Genomic DNA, 17284 nt, shown 5'->3' on the forward strand with positions numbered 1-17284 from the left:
CTGAGCCGAGTGGCGTGGCGCGGCACAACGGGCGGGGTGAGCAGGCTGAGCGGACCCGGTGCGGGGCGGCCCGGCCCCGGATCGCGTGGATCGGCGGACGAGCATGCCGCGCTCGCGGAGGCGTACGCCCTGATCACCGCGACCGTCGTCAACCTCGCGGACACCGATCTGCTCCGGCCGACGCGCTGCCGGGGTTGGCTCGTCGTCGACCTGCTCTTCCATCTGACCCTGGACGCCCAGCGGGCGCTGGTCACGTTGGCCACCCCGGCGGCCGGGCCGGCCGACGTGGACGGGGTCAGCTACTGGCGTACGCCGGTTGATCCGGACGAGGGCCGGCACGCCACCTGGGTACGCCGCTCCGCCGCCGCCTTCGACCGCCCGACCGGGGTGGTCCGGCTCTGGACGGACACCGCCCCTGCCGCGGTACGGGCCGCCGGGCTGGCCGACCCGGCCGGTTTTGTCGCGACCCAGGGGCATGTGCTCGCGGTGCCGGAGTTCCTCGCCACCCTGGTCACCGAGGCGGTGGTGCACCATCTCGACCTGACCGTCGACCTGCCGAGCCCTCCGGAGCCCGACCCGGCCGCGGTGGAGATCGCTGTCGCGACGCTCGACGGACTACTCAGCGACGACGCGGTACGCCCCGCCGACTGGTCGGATCTCGACTATCTGTTGAAGGCGACCGGCCGCGTGCCGTTGACCGCGTCCGACCGGCTGGCGCTCGGCGAGGCCGCCGGCTGGTTCCCACTGCTCGGCTGAGCCCCGGCGGGCCTCCCCGCCCGGCCGCGACAGGCGGTTCGCGGCGACACCGGCCCCGGCGCGACCAGCGGCTTGCACGACGGCCGTCCGGGCGCGACCGGCCGCTCGCACGACACCAGCCCTGGCGCGACCAGCGGCTCGGGCGACACCGGCCCCGGCGCGACCGGCGGCTCGGGCGACGGCCGTCCGGCGTAGCGGCCGAGGCCGCTGCCACTGCTCGTGTCGCTCAGACGATCGCCATGTCCACGAAACGCGAGAGGTGGAGCTGGGCGGCCACCGTCACCGTGTCGGTGGGGCCGTTCCGGTGTTTGGCGACGATGAAGTCCGCCTCGCCGGCCCGCGGGGACTCCTTGTCGTAGTAGTCGTCCCGGTGGAGCAGGATGACAACGTCGGCATCCTGCTCGATCGAGTTGTGCACCGCGATGCCGTTGGCAACAAAGTTGTGCGCTCCGACGACCGTGGCGTCGTAGACGGTCTCGACACCGTCAGGTTCGATGGCGACGATCTCATCCCAGGTGACGTCGTTGGTGGCCAACATTTCCAGGCGGTTGTCGTCCAGGAGGGCCGCGACCCGCGCGATTCGGCCACGGGACGGGTTGCGCGTCCACGACGTGCTGCCGCAAAGCTGCGTGCCCGTAGCGGCGGCAGACTGGCGGTGGGTAGTACCGCGTTCATCGAGGATGTCTCTCACCCGTTGCCACACCACTCGGGGAATGGTGTCGACGTTGGTGTTCGCCTTGACATCCTTGAGCTTTTCACGCAACAGCTCGGCGGCCTCGCCGCGCTTCCCGTGAACGCCGATGACCCGGCAGAACGCCTCCTGATCTCCAACCCCGTAAATGTAAAGCTGGTAGCCGTCCCGGTAGCCGGTCTTCCTGACGGTCTCGATCCGCGACTGGATGCCGAACCGCCACAACAGGCGGGCCACGTCGTCCACCAGCCGGCGGCTGGTGGAGGCATAGCTGACCTGGCCGACTGACCCCTCGACCGTGTTCGGTCTCAAATACACGGAGCCGTCGGTCGCCCAGAGGTGGCGCAGGAACAACGCGATCTGATTCTTCGGCAGGCTGAACACCTCCGCAGGCACGAACTTCTCGTGACTACGCTTGCCCAGCAACCCCAGTGAATCGATCCAGGCGGCTACCGGGTTGCGCTTGCCACGCACGAGCCGGTACGGAGCGGGCAGCCGAAGCGTCACGCGTCTTGCCTGCGGATACTCGTCTCGAAGCGTCGTAATCCCGAAGAACGTCGCGGCGTCGCGAACCGCTTCGAGGTTGGCCTCGTCGATACTCGCGTACCTGATTGGCTGTCGGGGCAGCATCGAGCCGTCGCCGATCATGTGGGCCAGGAGGATGACCTGTTGGTCATCCCAGGCGGTTACCTGCTCGGGAGCGCACACGTGCCGGGGCGCGGCAATCCGGCCTCCCACCGCCAGGCTCTCCAGCGGGGTCCAGCCCTCGTAGGCAAGGAACGGGTGATTGGCGGTGGCGCGGACTTCCCTCCCGGATGCCAGGCGTAGCCGGAACACCGGCTGCTCACCGGTACTGAATACGTGCGTGAGGTGCCGCCGTACGTATTTCAGCCGCTCGTCGAGCGCCCACACCGGCACGTCCCGGGCGCCGGTGGCGAACAGTTCCCCCATGGTCGTTTCGGCGCCGGTGTCCGCTCGCAGTATCCGAGTATCGGCGGTCAGGCAACCCGACTCACGCAGGTCAGACAACTGAGGCCGCTTGTCGGTCCGCTGCTCCGGACCACGGTTCAGCTGGCTGACCGCGATCACCGGGCACTCGACCTCTTTGGCCAGCAGCTTCAGGCCCCGGGACAGCTCCGCGACCTCCTGCTGCCGACTCTCGGTGCGCTTCGGCGAACTCATCAGCTGGAGATAGTCGACGACGATCATCTTGAGGTCGTGCCGCTGCTTGAGCCGCCGGGCCTTGGCGCGGATCTCCATCAGGTTCATGTTCGGGGTGTCGTCGACGAAGAGCGGCGCCTCGCTGATCTCGCCCATCCGGCGGGCCAGCTTGGTCCAGTCGTCGTCGGAGAGCTGCCCACTGCGCAGCACGTGCAACGGCACCCGGGCCTCGGCGGAGAGCAGTCGCATGACGATCTCGACCTTGCTCATTTCCAGGGAGAAGATGGCGCTCGCGCAGTTGGACCGGATAGCGGCATTTCGGGCGAAGTCCATCGAAGCGGTCGATTTACCGAGACCCGGTCGTCCCGCAACGATGATCAGCTGCCCCGGATGCAGGCCGTTGAGCAGCCGGTCCAGGTCGGTGAAGCCGGTCGGCACACCGGTCATCACCCCGCCCTGCGCGCCGACCGCCTCGATCTCGTCGAGCGTCGGCTGCAGCATGTCGGCGAGTACGGCGAAGTCCTCGCTGACCCGCTTCTCGGTGACGTCGTAGATCGCCTGCTGGGCCAGGTCGACCACGTCGTCGACGTCCCGCCCACCGCCACCGGACGCGCCGTACCCGAGCTGGACGATCCGGGTGCCGGCCTCGACCAGGCGCCGCAGCACCGCCCGCTCGCCGACGATCCGGGCGTAGTAGGACGCGTTGGCGGCGGTCGGCACGCTGGCGATCAGGGTGTGCAGGTACGGCGCGCCGCCGATCCGCCCCAGGTCGCCGGAGTCGGCGAGGGCGGCGGCGACGGTGATCGCGTCGGCCGGTTCGCCGCGCCCGTAGAGGTCGAGGATCGCGTCGAAGACGGTGGCGTGCACCGGCCGGTAGAAGTCGTTGGACTTGAGGATCTCGACGACGTCGGCGATCGCGTCCTTGGAGAGCAGCATGCCGCCGAGCACGCACTGCTCGGCCGCGATGTCCTGGGGTGGTGTCTTGTCGTACTGCCCGTCGCGGGGGCCGGGACCGTCGGACGACGATGCCGACCGTGACTCGCCGCGAATGTCGTCTGTGATCGACATCAGACCATCCCCCCTTCGTCCACCCGACCCGGTCCTAGCGAACCGCCGCCGTACGACAGTTTCGCCACCGGCGACGCCCGGTCCCGAATCCGACGGCCGCCGTCGGTCCGCTGCCGCCGTCCGCGGTCGACCGGTGCCGTTCGTGTCGGCCCCGGCGGTCCGCGCGACCGGGGGAAGTCGGTGCGACCTGACGAGGCCAGGGCGCAACCATACGTAAGCCGAGGTCAGCTGCTCAACAACGGCGGTGGACGGAACTCGGGACAACCTGTGGACGGCCGTCGGTGGGATGTGCGCAGCCCTGTGCACAGGTTGTGGAAAACAACTGGGGAAGATACCTTGAGCCCGCCCTGAGCTGGGCAAACACGGTCCCCACCTTGTGGAGGAAAGAAACCACCTGAATCTGGGTCAGTCGGACGGCGTATCATCAGGCAGCGACAATCTTCGGTACGGCTCCTCGCGATCGACTCAGCAGAAAGGTCACGCTGCGGCCGTGGACCACAGGGACCGGGGGCGAGGTGACCTCGCCCGACACGAACGGCAGGAAAGCGTCGGCTGGGGCGACCCGGTCACCGGTCGGCCAAGTGACCCCTACTCCCGTCCCGAGGGCAGCTACCGCACGCCGAGTCGCCGACGGGCCCGGCACCGTGGGGCCCCGGACCCGGTCGACACCTACACTCCGCCCTGGGCGTTGAGCTCCACTCCGGAGCCGGCTCCGCCTGCCGAAACGTGGCGTGCCGACGACTCCTGGCGTACCGACACCGGCACGTCGCCGCGCGACGGCGGCCGGCACCACCGGGCCGAGGCGGCACCGGAGAGCGGACCGGGCCGGCGCTGGGGCGTGACCGAGCCACCGGAGTCGGCGGGCGAGGTGGAAGGCGGCTGGCGTCCCCCGGGCGGCGGCGCCGGCACCCGCCGCCGACGTGAACGTACCGCCGACGGCTGGCGGGACAGCACGACCCCACCCGAGGGCTGGCAGGAGCGCACAGCCTCGACGGACAGTTGGCGGGACAGCCGCGACACCCCGACGACCGGGGACTCGCGCGACAGCGACAGCACTCCCGGTGGATGGCGCGCCGGTGCGGCCACGACGGAGAGTTGGCGGGACATCGGCGGTCGACGCGACGGTGCGGGCACCCCCACGGGATCACGCGACGACGACAGCGCGGGTGTCGGACGTCGGCGCGCCGAGCGGAGCACCGGGGACAGCACGGACAGTTGGCGGCGGGGCCGCGGGAGTTGGCGCGGCAGCGCGTCCGACGAGGTTCCGACGCCGGCCGGCGACGGCTGGAGTGGCAGCGCGTCCGACGACCCTCCGACCCGGGCCGGGCGCCACTCGGACGACGACGACGCCGACAGTTGGAGCCGGGCCGACCTGGCCGGCGCCGGCACCACTCCGGGGTACCTCGACGACCGGCCGAGGAGGCCGGGTCGACGGCGTCGGCCGGACCCGGAGGAGACGCTCGCCGGCTCCGCCACCATGGCGGAAAGCAACCCGGCCGCCGGCTGGGCCGACCCGGCCGGTGGGCGCGACGGAATCGAGGCGGCGGATGACCGGGGCGGCCGACGGGCCGCTGCCGGACGCCGGAACGGGTTCGAGTCCCCGGGAGCCGAGCCGGGGGGCCTGACCAGTCCGGCCCCCCGCTGGATCCGGTCGCCGAACGAGGTCGGCCCGGGCGACGACCCGGCCGGGGGCCCCGACGGCAGGCCGGGCGGCGCCGGCACCGAGGGCCGCCGTCGTCGTCTGCGTGACGACCGGCCCACCGAACCGGTACGCCGGCCACGCGATCCCGGTTCCGCCGGCCGACACAGCGATCCCGACCCGGTACGACGTCCCGGCGTCGACCCGGGCCGGCACACCGACACCGGACCGACCCGCCGGTACGCCGACCCGCCGCAGCGGGGCTGGGAGGCGGAGGCCGCCCCCTGGGACCGGTTCAGCGACACCGGTACCGGCATCCTGGACCGGGTCACCGACGACGTCACCGGTGGCCGCCGTCGGGCACCGGACCGGGGCGGTCGGGAGCCGTCGGGCCCGGGCGGCCCGAGTCGCACCGGGTTCACCGGCGGTGACCGTACCGGCATCAGCCCGACCAGCGGCATCAGCCCGACCAGCGGCATCAGCCCGACCAGCGGCGGTGGCATAAGCCCGACCAGTGGCGGTGCCAATCCGACCAGTGGCGGTGGCTGGGGCCGGCGCGGGGAGGCCGCGCGCTGGGACGGGTTCACCGACACCGGCCAGTGGGACCGGTTCACCGACACCACCGAGTGGCGCCGGGACGAGCTCGTCGGCGCGGGACGCGACGATGAGCCTCGGGGCGTACCCGGCCCGGATCGTGAGGAGACCTTCTGGTCCGGTACCCGTCTGGCCGAGGACGATCCACGGTGGATGGGCATCCCCGACTCCGCACCCAAGTCGCCGGCCGTGGTCTATCCGCCGCCGCGCCGCTCGGCACCACCCGCACGCCAGCCCGCCGGGCAGGTACGCGTACCGCGGCAACGCACCGCCCCGGAGGCTCGGGCCGGCAGCCGTACCGGATCGACGGCCGCTGCACGGCGGGCCGATCCGGCCGTCCGGACACCCGGCGGACGGCCGACGGCACCCGGACGGAAGCTGACGTCGGAGGCGGCCCGACGCCGGGCCGCCCCACTGAGCCGGCGGCTTGAGGACGACCTGCTCGATCCCCGTCCCCGTGGTCCGCTCAGTGCCGTTCTCTACGCCGCCGCCTGGTACGCCGTACCGGTGCTGGCGATGCTCGTCTGGGTGCTCACCCTCGACGCCAGCCTGCCGGTGGACTGCGTTCCGGAGCTGGCCGGCGGGTGCGAGTCGGAGCGGGGACGGGCGATGGCCGCCCTGATCGACGGCCTTCCCCGGTTCGGCGCGGCGCTGGCGACCAGCCTGGTGATCGCCGCACTGCTGCGCTGGGTCAACCAGACCTGGCGGGTCGTGACGATCGGACTCGCCGCCGCCGTTGTCGGTGGCGGGCTCTCCACGCTGCTGTTCAGTGTGATCAGCGGTCAACCGCTGGGCTGAGCCCGGCCCGCCCCGCGCTCCGGACACCCGGCACCCACCCGGGAGCCTGCCGTCCCACACCGACCTGCCCTGGACGCGATGACAGACGAGCGGCGCCCCAAAGCCCGGCCGTCCCACACCGACCCACCCCGACCTTCCCTGGACGCGCCGGCAGCCGAACGGCGCTCTGGACCCAGCCGCCGCGCCGGCGGCTGGAACGCCGGGAGCCACTTCGGCATCGCGATCTGCGGCCGGAGACGGATCAGGGGTGCCATCCGACTGGATGACACCCCTGATCGTTCCGTCTTGGCTACTTGCCGGGGACGACCTTCAGGTCGAAGCTGGCAGTCACCTCGGGGTGCAGCTTGACCCGCACCTTGTGGCTGCCGACCGCCTTGATGGCGCCCGGCAGCTCCAGCCGACGCCGGTCCAGCGAGGGCCCACCGGCCGCCCGGACCGCGTTGACCACGTCGCCGGGGGTGACCGAGCCGAAGAGCCGCCCGCCGTTGCCGGCACGCGCGGTCAGGTTGACCTTGAGCCCCTCGAGCTGGGCCTTGACCTCGTTGGCGTGGCCCAGGTCCCGGATCTCGCGGGCCTCGCGGGCCCGCCGGATGACCGTGACCTGCTTCTCCGCGCCCTTGGTCCAGGTGATCGCGAAGCCCTGCGGCAGCAGGTAGTTACGGCCGTAGCCGTCCTTGACCTCGACGATGTCACCCGGGCTGCCGAGGCCGGACACCTCCTGAGTCAGGATGATCTTCATTTGGTGTCTCCTCTCAGCGAGCCGTGGCCGTGTACGGCAGGAGCGCCATCTCGCGGGCGTTCTTGACCGCACGGGCGATCTGGCGCTGCTGCTGGGAGGTGACCCCGGTCACCCGCCGAGCGCGGATCTTGCCGCGGTCGGAGATGAACTTCCGCAGCAGCGCGGTGTCCTTGTAGTCGATGTAGGTGATCCCGTCCTTGTCGAGCGGGTTCACCTTCTTCTTCGGCTTGCGCAGTGCCGCAGCCTTTGCCATTGCTCTTGCTCCTGGTTTGCGATCTCGGGCGCTCGGCCCACGGGCGTTGCCCGGGGTCAGAACGGGGGCTCTTCGTCGAAGTTTCCGCCGCCCGAACCGGACGAGCGCGAGGCGGCCGGAGCGGCCGTGGCCCACGGGTCGTCGAAGTTGCCTCCGCCGCCCTGGCCTCCACCGCCACCGCCACCCGAGGAGCCGAAGCCGCCACCGCCGCCGGCGGAACGCGCCATCTTCTGCACCTTCGCCGTGGCGTACCGCAGCGAGGGGCCGATCTCGTCGACCTCCAGCTCGATGACGGTGCGCTTCTCACCCTCACGCGTCTCGTAGGACCGCTGCCGCAGCCGGCCCGACACGATCACGCGGGCACCCCGCTGCAGCGACTCGGCAACGTGCTCGGCGGCCTGCCGCCAGACGGTGCACGCAAGGAACAGCGGCTCGCCGTCCTTCCACTCACCGGATGCCTTGTCCATGAACCGGGGCGTCGAGGCGACCCGGAACTTGGCGACCGCGGCGCCGGAGGGCGTGAAACGCAACTCGGGGTCATCGGTCAGGTTGCCGATGACCGTGATGGTGGTATCTCCTGCCATGACCATCTCCTCGCGCACTCATTCAGTCCGGTCAAGGCTGCCAGAGCCGTACGACAGGACCGCTGAGGCTGATCCGGGCGTGCCGGGAACGCGTCAGCGCGTTTCCGGCCGGATGACCTTGGTACGCAGCACGGACTCGTTGAGTCGGAGCTGCCGGTCCAGCTCGGCCACCGCCGCAGGCGTCGCCTGCAGATCGATGACGGCGTAGATTCCCTCGGTCTTCTTGTCGATCTCGTACGCGAGGCGCCGGCGGCCCCACACGTCGAGCTTCTCCACCGAGCCACCCGCGGTCCGGATCACGTTGAGGTACGTGTCGAGCGATGGGGCGACGGTGCGCTCCTCGAGGCTTGAATCGAGGATGACCATGATCTCGTAATGACGCAAGACGTGCTCACCTCCTCTGGGCTAGCGGCCACGGTCCTTCCGTGGCAGGAGGTCGTGCGTCGTTGCCGGGGCGGTTTCGGGAGGGATCCCACAGCGCCACGGGCAACCTGAGCAGAATACCCGGTGTGCCGGGAGCGGGCGCGTCCGGTGTCCGGCGCGGCCGGAAACGTGTCGGCCGCCGCCGTACCGAGCGGGAGTGGGCAACCCCGGACGCGGATGGCCGGGAAAGATCGACCGGGGACAGGTCGGCCCGAAGACGACGGAACCCCGTCCGGGCGAGTGCCGGAGCGGGGTCCGCTACGAAGCCGCGGGGCGCATCCCGTCCGCATTCTTTGGGTGGGACCTGGGGAGGAACGACCACACCGACGAGTTGGACGGGAGGCGCCCCGCGGAGCTTATTATATTGTCATCTTACGCGACAACAGCCAGTCTTGTGCCGTTAATGGCAAATAGCCCGATTCGGGGCTCCCGGGCCTGCCGGTTCGCTGACCAGCGGCCCCGCCGGGTCGGTCGGACGACGGAGGGCCATCACGGGCGCCGCGTTCCGCAGCTCCCGGAACGCCTGGAACCGACCGCTTCGGGACCTCGCGGTACCGGTTCCTCCTCGACGCCTCCGGCCGACCCGGCGGGGAAAACCGGGACCGTTCCCCGATGCCGACAACGACGCACCGACACCGGGTGCGGCAGTCGCCACACCGGCTCGGCAGCATCGGAACGACAGGGTCACGGACGATTTCCCTTCTTGGCACAGCCTGTGAGTCCGCCCGGCGCCCACACCTCGGACACCGTCGATCTCACCAGGAAGAACGAAGCAACCTCGGCAAGGTGACGCGGTAGGGGGAGCGCCGACCGATCAGCCGGAACAGTCGTCCCCCGACCCGCCGCTCCCCGCCTTGACACCGGCACGACGTAGGCTCGCCATCATGCGTATCGGAGCCCATGTCGATGCCACCGACCCGTTGGACGAGGCAGCCCTCCGGAAGGCGGACGCTGTCCAGTTCTTCCTCGCCGATCCGCAGAAGGACTGGAAGGCTCCGCGACCACGAGAGGACGCGGCGCTGCTGCGCGCCTCCGAGGTGGACATCTACATCCACGCGCCGTACGTCATCAATCTCGCGACGACCAACAACCGGATCCGGATCCCGAGCCGGAAACTGCTGGCCAGCCACGCCGAGGCCGCCGCCGAGGTGGGCGCGAAGGGCCTGGTCGTACACGGTGGGCACGTCAACGCGGGCGACGACCTCGCGGTCGGATTCGACAACTGGCGCAAGGCGTTCGCCCAGGCCGCCGAGGCGGGAGGGCACCGTACCCCGGTGTTCATCGAGAACACCGCCGGCGGCGACAACGCCTGTGCCCGACGCTTCGACAACCTGGCCCGGCTCTGGGACGCGGTGGGTGACTACGGCGTTGGTTTCTGCCTCGACACCTGCCACGCCCACGCCGGCGGCGAGGACCTGATCGACGTCGTGGAGCGGGTCAAGGCGATCACGGGCCGGATCGACCTCATCCACGCCAACGGTTCCAAGGGCGATTTCAACTCCGGCCAGGACCGCCACGACAACCTCGGCAGCGGCACGATCGATCCCGAACTGGTGGTCGAGGTGATCCGCAGGGCCGGTGCCCCGGTGATCGTCGAGACGCCGGGCGGGGTCGAGGGACAGGCCGCGGACATCGCGTACCTCCGCGACCGACTCGGCCGGTAGGGGCGGGGATGTCGACGGACCAGTCCAAGGTCACCGACCCGGCGAGCGACCGCGGCACGTCGGGCGCTGCCGCCGAGCGCACCGTGGCGCAGAACACGACTCCGGGCCGGCCGGCCGACGCCGCGAAGCCGGTGGACACCAACACACCGGCGGACATCAGGAACACACCGGCCGACGCCGGGAAGCCCGCCCGGAAGCCGGCCGACGCCAGCGACAAGACAACGGACGCCACCAAGGCGGCCGACGCCACCGACCCACCGGCGGACGGCACCAATACGGCCGACGCAGAGAAGCCGGCGGACGCCACCAAGTCAGCAGCCACGAACGACAAGCCGACCGACACGAGCGGCAAAACGGCCGACGCAGAGAAGCCGGCGGACGCCACCAAGTCAGCAGCCACGAACGACAAGCCGACCGACACGAGCGGCAAAACGGCCGACGCAGAGAAGCCGGCCGACGCCACCAAGTCAGCAGCCACGAACGACAAGAGCGGCAAGACGGCCGAGGCAGGGAAATCGGCCGACGCGGAAAAGCCGGCCGATCCGTTCGCCTCGTTCGCCCCGGCTCCCGAGCCGGTACCGGGACGGCTGCGCCGGATCGGGCGTGCCGTGGGCCGGCGGTTGACACACGAGTGGACGCTGGCGGCGCTGGCCAGCCTCGTACTGGCCGTCCTGATGAACTGGCCCACACTGAAGTACCCGCTCTACGAGCTGCCGCAGGACACCTGGGACCCCAGTCTTCAGGCCTGGCAGGTCGCCTGGTCGGGACACATCCTGCTGACCGATCCGGCCCAGCTCTGGCAGAGCAACGCGTTCTTCCCGCAGACCTGGACCTTCGCGTTCTCCGACACGCTCCTCGGCTACGCGCCCGCCGGGATGCTCGGCCACGGTCCGGAAGCCGCGATCCTGCGTTACAACATTGTCTTCCTGCTGGCGCACGCCCTGGCCACGTTCGGGGCGTACGCGCTGGTTCGGCAGCTCGGGTCCGGTCGGATCGGCGCCGCCGTGGCCGGGGTCGGCTACACGTACGCGCCGTGGCTGCTCGCCCAGGCCGGACACCTGCACATCCTCTCCAACGGTGGCATCCCGTTGGCGCTGGCCATGCTGGCCCGGGGACACGGCTGGTCACTGCGCCACGGCTACCGGCCGGAGCGCCGTCGGCCCGGCTGGGTCGTCGCGGGTTGGCTGGTGGCGGCGTGGCAGCTCAGCCTCGGCTTCGGCATCGGCCTGGTCTTCGCGTACGTGCTGGGGCTGATCTCGGTCGTGGTGCTGCTCGGCTGGCTGCTGCGGCGGATCCGGCGCCGGCCGCGGCGGGAGTTCGGCTTCCGGATGGTGCTGGCCGACGTGCTCGGCGGTGGGGCCTTCGCGGCGGCCGGTGTCCTGTTGGCGATCCCCTACTTCAAGGTCGCCGACCTGTACCCGGAGGCCCGGCGTACCGCCTCGGACCTGCACGCCTACTCGCCGCCGCCGAGCGGCTTCGTGACCGCTCCCAAGGAGTCGCTGATCTGGGGGCAGCTGCACGAGACCGTCCGGAACGGGCTGCCCTGGCCGCCGGAGATGACCCTGCTGCCCGGTTTTGTGCTCTACGCCCTCGCCGCCGCCGGCCTGTTCCTGTCGATCTGGACCGTCCGTCAGCGGCTACTGCTGCTCGCCGGAGTACTGGTCAGCGGCATCCTGGCGATGGGCACGGCGTTCTTCGACGGCACCTGGACCTACCTGCCGCTCTTCGAGCACCTGCCCGGCTGGGACGGACTGCGTACCCCGGGTCGACTGATGCTCTGGACCACCCTGCTGCTGGGCGTCCTCGCCGCCGGTTCGGTCGGCGCCTTCGCCGAGCGGGCTCGGTTGATCTCGGCGGCCGAACGGGTGCCGCCCCGACCCGGGCCGTTCCTCCGGTTGGTGACTCTGCTGCCGCTGCTGCTCGTCCTGGTCGAGGGCCTCAACAGCACGCCGCACGAGGTCGTGCCGCCGCAGCCGGCGGCGATGCGTACCGCGACCGGCCCGATCCTGGTGCTGCCGTCGAACCAGAACAACGACCAGCACGTCATGCTCTGGTCGACCAGCAAGTTCCAGGACATCGTCAACGGCGGTAGCGGGTTCACCCCGGCCCGACTGGCAGAGGTACGGCAGGCCACTGCGAACTTCCCCGACGCGGCGAGTATCGACTACCTGCGTCAACTGGGGGTGCGGACCGTGGTGGTGCTGCGGGACCGGATCGCCGGTACGACGCTGGAAGCCGGCATCGACCAGCCGGTCGACCTGCTCGGCATCCAGCGTGAGGACGTCGGCGAGACGGTGGTCTACCGCCTCTAGGGGTCCTGCGGCGTCAGCTCCGGGCGGGGACCGGTGGTTCCGACAGGCTGCTGCGTAGCCCGCGCAGCCAACCCGCGTCCCGGGCACCGTCGAAGACGCCACCGTCCGGGTCGTCGGCGTAGGTGGCCCGGACCGGGTCCTTCTCGGGTCGCAGGATGTCCCGGACGATCAGGCCGCAGAGCACCGCGACGGTGATCAGCCGGAGGCTGGCGGCGAGCACGAACACGCCCTCCGGGAAGACCGGCTTGTTGGTGGCGGCACCGAGCAGTTCACCGTAGAACGCGAGGAAGTAGCCGACCTCGGCGAACTGCCAGGCCAGGAAGGCACCCCAGCGGGGCCTGGCCAGCACGACCAGCGGCAGCAGCCAGAGCGTGAACTGCTGCGACCAGACCTTGCTGAAGATCAGGAAGGCCGCGACCATCAGGAAGACCAGCGCGGCCAGCCGGGGCCGGCGCGGCGCGAACAGGGCCAGCGCGCCGATGCCGAGGAAGGCGAGCACGATCAGGGCGTACGACAGGGTGTTCAGCGTGGGGATGTGTTCGCTGAGCCACTGGAACGGCCCCTGGTCGCCGGGCGCGCCGGTGTTCCACTTGCCGTCGAGGTAGCGGCCGATGTACCAGAGGGTGCCCCAGTCGATCGCCCGTTCACTGTTCAGGTCGAAGAACCGTCGCCAGTTCTCCGAATAGAGGATCGCGATCGGCAGGTTGACCGCGACGATGGTGCCGACCGCCGTGGCCATCGTCACCAGCGGCGCCCGGAACCGGTTGGTACGCAGGGCGAGCACCGCCAGGGGCCAGAGTACGAAGAGCGGCCAGAGTTTCGCGGCGGTCGCCAGCCCGAGCAGTACGCCGGCGACCACGGGTCGTCGTTTCGCCCAGGCGTACAGGCCGATGGCGGCGAGTCCGATGGCCAGCAGGTCCCAGTTGACCGTGGCCGTCAGCAGGAGTGCCGGCGACAGCGCGAACAGCGCGGCGTCCCATGGTCGGCGACGGCGCAACGCGAGGATCATCGCCACCGTCGCGACCGCGAGGGCACCGAGCACCAGGGCGTTGAGATTGTAGAACCACCGCGCCTGGTTGATCTCGGGACGATCCACGCCGATGTCGTGCACCGGCAGGCCGAGCGCGCCCATGAAGAACCCGGTGACGACCGGGTACTCGACCGGGTGGTCCCGGTACGGCACCTTGCCCTCGTTCAGCCCCTCCGCGAAGTAGAGCGCGAGGACGTCGGTGTAGCAGAACCGGGTGTACTGCGAGTTGTTCTGCCAGGCGCCGGTCTGGCAGGGCGACTTCTGCACCCAGTGCAGGGCGAGGGTCAGACAGGTGAGGGCCAGCACGATCCGGGTCGCGGTCCAGAACCGGCCGCGCCACTGGGATCCCCGCCGGTCTGCTCCCACCGCGTGCTCGCCGATCGGGCCGCCGATGGCCTCGGAGAGCCCGCGGACGAAGCCGTCCGACCGGGACGGGTGGTCGACCTTTTCAGGTCCGTCAATGCCAGCCGTCGACTGAGCGCTCATGAACAGGCATCCTGCCGTACCAGTCTGGGATCCGGGCGACCCGGCTCGGTCGTGTCGGCGAATGGGGCACAAAACGCGGTCGGGGGGGGGGGGGGGGGGGCCGCCCCCCCCCCCCCCGCGACTGCTGTTTGTCTGGTTACCGGCCGACGATGGCCGTCCGTTCCGACCGGCGGTTAACCGCCGGTCCGGTTGCGATCGTCGCCGCCTGGCGGTGGGACGACGATGCCGCCGCCGGGATTGTCCGGATCAGTGGGACCCCCGGGACCACCTGGTCCACCGGGACCTCCTGGTCCACCCGGGCCACCCGGGCCACCGGGTCCACCGGGACAGAGCGGGCTGGGGTTCGGGCCCTGGCAGTCACCCGGCCCACCGGGCGGACCGCCCGGGTTGCTCGGTGGGGGCGGCGGCGGCTCGGTGCCGTTGCCGGCGTCCTTGTCACCGATGTGCTTGGAGTCCGGCAGAGCCACCAGCGGCGTGCCCTGGAGCGCTTCCTTCATGAAGCGGTTCCAGATGCTGGCCGGCAGGTCGCTACCGTTGATGTTGCGACCGTTCTTGTCCTTGATCTCGGGTCTCTTGGAATCCTTGCTGCCGACCCAGACCGCGGACGCGAGTTGTGGCGTGTAGCCGACCATCCAGGCGTGCGCGTTGAACTCGGTCTTGCTGTATTCCCAGGTACCGGTCTTACCGGCTGCCTCGCGGCCGCCGAGCTGGACCGCGCCCAGCTTCTTCAGCACCGAGGTGACCTCGTCGGCCACCTCCTTCTTGATCCGCTGCTTCGGATCGCGCTTCTCGCCGTCTTTCCGCTCCCACTTGCCGGTCTCCTTGTTCTGCTGCTCGATCGAGTAGACGAAGTGGGCCTTGTTGTAGACGCCGCCGTTGGCGAGCGTGGCCAGCCCGTTCGTGTGGTCGAGCACGGTGACCGGGTACTGGCCGTAGGCCAGCACGTTGAAGAACGGCGACGGGGTCAGGTCCTCCGGGTCTTCCTTCGTCAGGTCGTGCACCTTCGGCGGGTTGTCCTTGGTCTCCCACATCGTGTTGATGCCGGCGTCCTTGGCGATCTTCAGGACCTTGTCCGCGCCGATCTTCTCGGTGATGTGGTAGAAGGGCACGTTGTACGAATCGATCGTCGACTGTTCGAGCGTGCACCACTTCGCGCACCGGGGCTGGCGGCCCGCGTTCTCGATCTCGATCTCGGTGTCCGGCACCTTGTAGTCGGTCGAGTCCCAGTGCGAGTCGATCGAGATGCCCTCGTTGATCGCCGCCGCCAGCGTGTAGATCTTGAAACTCGAACCCGGCGGATGCCCACCGCTCAGGTATCCGGAGCTGTCGGTGTTGAGCCCGGCGTAGTCGTAGCCGGCGCCACTGTCACCGCCGTAGTACGCCAGCACCCGGCCGGTCTTCGGGTCGATCGCGGCCATCGCGGCCATCAGGTTCGACGGCTGCCCCTTGATCTCCGAGCCGGTCTTGCGCTGTGCGGCGTCCTCCGCCGCCTTCTGCATCTTCCAGTCGATGGTCGTCCTGATCTTGAAACCACCGTCGCGGAGCGCCTCGGAGCAGTTCGGTTTCCCGTTCGGCTCGGTCGGGCCCATGGTGCAGATGCCCTTCTGCGCCATCTCGGCCTTGACGTAGTTGATCACGTTGCCCCGGGGGGTGGCGACACCGAACGCCTCGTTGGCGTTCTTCCTCGGCTTCACCTTCGGGTACTGGAGCGTGGCTCGCTCCGCGGCCGACAGCCAGCCCTTCTCGACCATGCCTCCGAGGACGTAGTCCCAGCGGCCCTTGGCCTCTGCCTCGTTGTCCGCCGGGTCGTATCCCTTGTGCCCGGTGGACTTGTCCGGCTCCGGCTGCTTGATCAGCGCGGCCAGGACCGCGCCCTCCTCCACCTTCAGGTCCTTGGCCGACTTGCCGAAGTAGGTCTGGGCGGCGATCTCGATGCCGTACGCGCCACGGCCGAAGTAGACGATGTTCAGGTAGTGCTGGAGGATCTGTTCCTTGCTCAGCTGGTCGTTCAGCTTCGAGGCGAGGACCGCCTCCTTGACCTTGCGCTGGTAGCTGTCGTCCTTCAGTTCCTCGTACGCGTTACGGGCGTACTGCTGGGTGATGGTCGAGGCACCCTGCTTGCTGCCACCGGTGAAGTTGTTCCAGGCGGCCCGGGCGATACCGACGTAGTCGACGCCGTCGTGGTCGTAGAACTTCCGGTCCTCGGCCGAGACCACCGCCCGCTGCACCTCGAGCGGGATCTGCTGGATGGTGACGATCTGCCGGTTCTGGTCACCCAGCTTGGCGATGACGTCCTTGTTGTTGTAGGCGTAGACGGTCGTCGCCACCGGCAACGGCAGCTCGTCCGGCATCACCATCTTGGTCGAGTACCAGGTCGCGCCGACCACGCCACCGCCGGTCAGGATGATGAACACCGCGAACGCCGCGATGATCATGTTCATCCGCTTGCGCTTCTTGGCCCGGCGTACCGCCGCCGGGTCCGCGTCGCCGGCACCGCGCCGACCGCGTCGACCGGGACCGGTCGGCCCGTCGGGGCCGTCGGGTCCACCAGGTCCACCCGGTCCGGCCGGGGAGACCGGGACCACGGCCCGGCCGACCGTCGCCCGACCTGCGGCGCCACCGGCGCCCGCGCCACTCACCGAGGCGGCACCGACACTCGCCCGACCGCCGGAGCGACCCGCGCCGTATCCACCGCCCGAGCCGGACGCGTTCGGGACGGCCGCGCCACCGACCCCGGCCCGGCCGCCGACCCTCGCCCGACCGGGCGAGGCGGAGCCGACCGAAGCCGAGCCGACCGAAGCCGAGCCGACCGAAGCCGAGCCGACCGAGGCCGAGCCGGCGGCGGGTGACACCGGAGGCGCGGCCCGACCCACTCCAGGCGCCCGACCGGGCGTCGCGCGGCCGGCCGAGGCACGACCACTCGCGCCGGCCCGGGCCGACGGGCCGTCAGGCTGGCCGCCGTTCGCTGGCCAGCCGCCCCGGTCGCCGTCGCGCGCCGAGCGACGGCTCGCGGCGGCCTGGTCGTCCCAGGACGGGCGCTGGTATGGATCGTCCGCTGCTCCGTGGTCACCGCGCGCATCCGGGAA

General features: G+C 70.5%; 11 protein-coding genes. 4 read left to right on the forward strand and 7 right to left on the reverse strand.

From position 1 onward, the window contains the following. The first annotated feature begins 36 nt into the window (after nucleotides 1-36). A complete protein-coding gene (locus V1633_RS07925; protein WP_331213533.1) occupies nucleotides 37-756 on the forward strand; it encodes a maleylpyruvate isomerase N-terminal domain-containing protein in 720 nt (239 codons plus the stop codon). A gap of 226 nt (nucleotides 757-982) precedes the next feature. On the opposite strand, the gene V1633_RS07930 is transcribed toward V1633_RS07925, so the two are convergent. Further along, nucleotides 983-3676 carry a replicative DNA helicase gene (locus V1633_RS07930; RefSeq protein ID WP_331213534.1) on the reverse strand — a complete coding sequence of 898 codons (2694 nt, stop codon included), beginning with the start codon at nucleotides 3674-3676 and terminating at the stop codon, nucleotides 983-985. Between the two features lie 490 nt (nucleotides 3677-4166). On the opposite strand from V1633_RS07930, the gene V1633_RS07935 reads away from it, so the two are divergent. Then, nucleotides 4167-6707, forward strand: coding sequence for a hypothetical protein (locus tag V1633_RS07935; RefSeq protein ID WP_331213535.1), 2541 nt, complete (start codon nucleotides 4167-4169; stop codon nucleotides 6705-6707). A gap of 289 nt (nucleotides 6708-6996) precedes the next feature. Here the strand turns inward: V1633_RS07935 and rplI are convergent, their stop codons facing one another. The 4 genes from rplI to rpsF form a co-directional block, all read right to left on the reverse strand. Beyond that, on the reverse strand, nucleotides 6997-7446 hold the full coding sequence (rplI, locus tag V1633_RS07940) for a 50S ribosomal protein L9 (protein WP_331213536.1): 450 nt from the start codon (nucleotides 7444-7446) through the stop codon (nucleotides 6997-6999). A 13-nt stretch (nucleotides 7447-7459) separates the two neighbouring features. Next, nucleotides 7460-7699: a 30S ribosomal protein S18 gene (gene rpsR / locus V1633_RS07945; protein ID WP_007073789.1), complete on the reverse strand. Its 240-nt coding sequence runs from the start codon at nucleotides 7697-7699 to the stop codon at nucleotides 7460-7462. A 56-nt stretch (nucleotides 7700-7755) separates the two neighbouring features. Further along, nucleotides 7756-8301 (reverse strand): single-stranded DNA-binding protein, encoded by a 546-nt coding sequence (locus V1633_RS07950; RefSeq protein WP_331213537.1) that lies wholly within the window; start codon nucleotides 8299-8301, stop codon nucleotides 7756-7758. Nucleotides 8302-8376: 75 nt separating this feature from the next. After that, a complete protein-coding gene (gene rpsF, locus V1633_RS07955) occupies nucleotides 8377-8667 on the reverse strand; it encodes a 30S ribosomal protein S6 (RefSeq protein ID WP_331213538.1) in 291 nt (96 codons plus the stop codon). Nucleotides 8668-9590: 923 nt separating this feature from the next. Here rpsF and V1633_RS07960 point away from each other — a divergent pair. Further along, the gene (locus tag V1633_RS07960; protein ID WP_331213539.1) at nucleotides 9591-10370 is read left to right on the forward strand and encodes a deoxyribonuclease IV; all 780 of its coding nucleotides are present in this window, start codon (nucleotides 9591-9593) and stop codon (nucleotides 10368-10370) included. A gap of 8 nt (nucleotides 10371-10378) precedes the next feature. Then, the gene (locus V1633_RS07965; protein WP_331213540.1) at nucleotides 10379-12682 is read left to right on the forward strand and encodes a hypothetical protein; all 2304 of its coding nucleotides are present in this window, start codon (nucleotides 10379-10381) and stop codon (nucleotides 12680-12682) included. Between the two features lie 13 nt (nucleotides 12683-12695). On the opposite strand, the gene V1633_RS07970 is transcribed toward V1633_RS07965, so the two are convergent. Together V1633_RS07970 and V1633_RS07975 are read right to left on the reverse strand one after the other, a co-directional pair. Further along, entirely contained in the window at nucleotides 12696-14198 is a 1503-nt protein-coding gene (locus V1633_RS07970) for a glycosyltransferase family 87 protein (RefSeq protein ID WP_331213541.1), read from the reverse strand. A gap of 173 nt (nucleotides 14199-14371) precedes the next feature. Beyond that, a complete protein-coding gene (locus V1633_RS07975; protein ID WP_331213542.1) occupies nucleotides 14372-16837 on the reverse strand; it encodes a transglycosylase domain-containing protein in 2466 nt (821 codons plus the stop codon). Between the last annotated feature and the right edge of the window lie 447 nt (nucleotides 16838-17284).

The organism is Plantactinospora sonchi, from assembly GCF_036422035.1.
GTDB lineage: Bacteria > Actinomycetota > Actinomycetes > Mycobacteriales > Micromonosporaceae > Plantactinospora > Plantactinospora sonchi.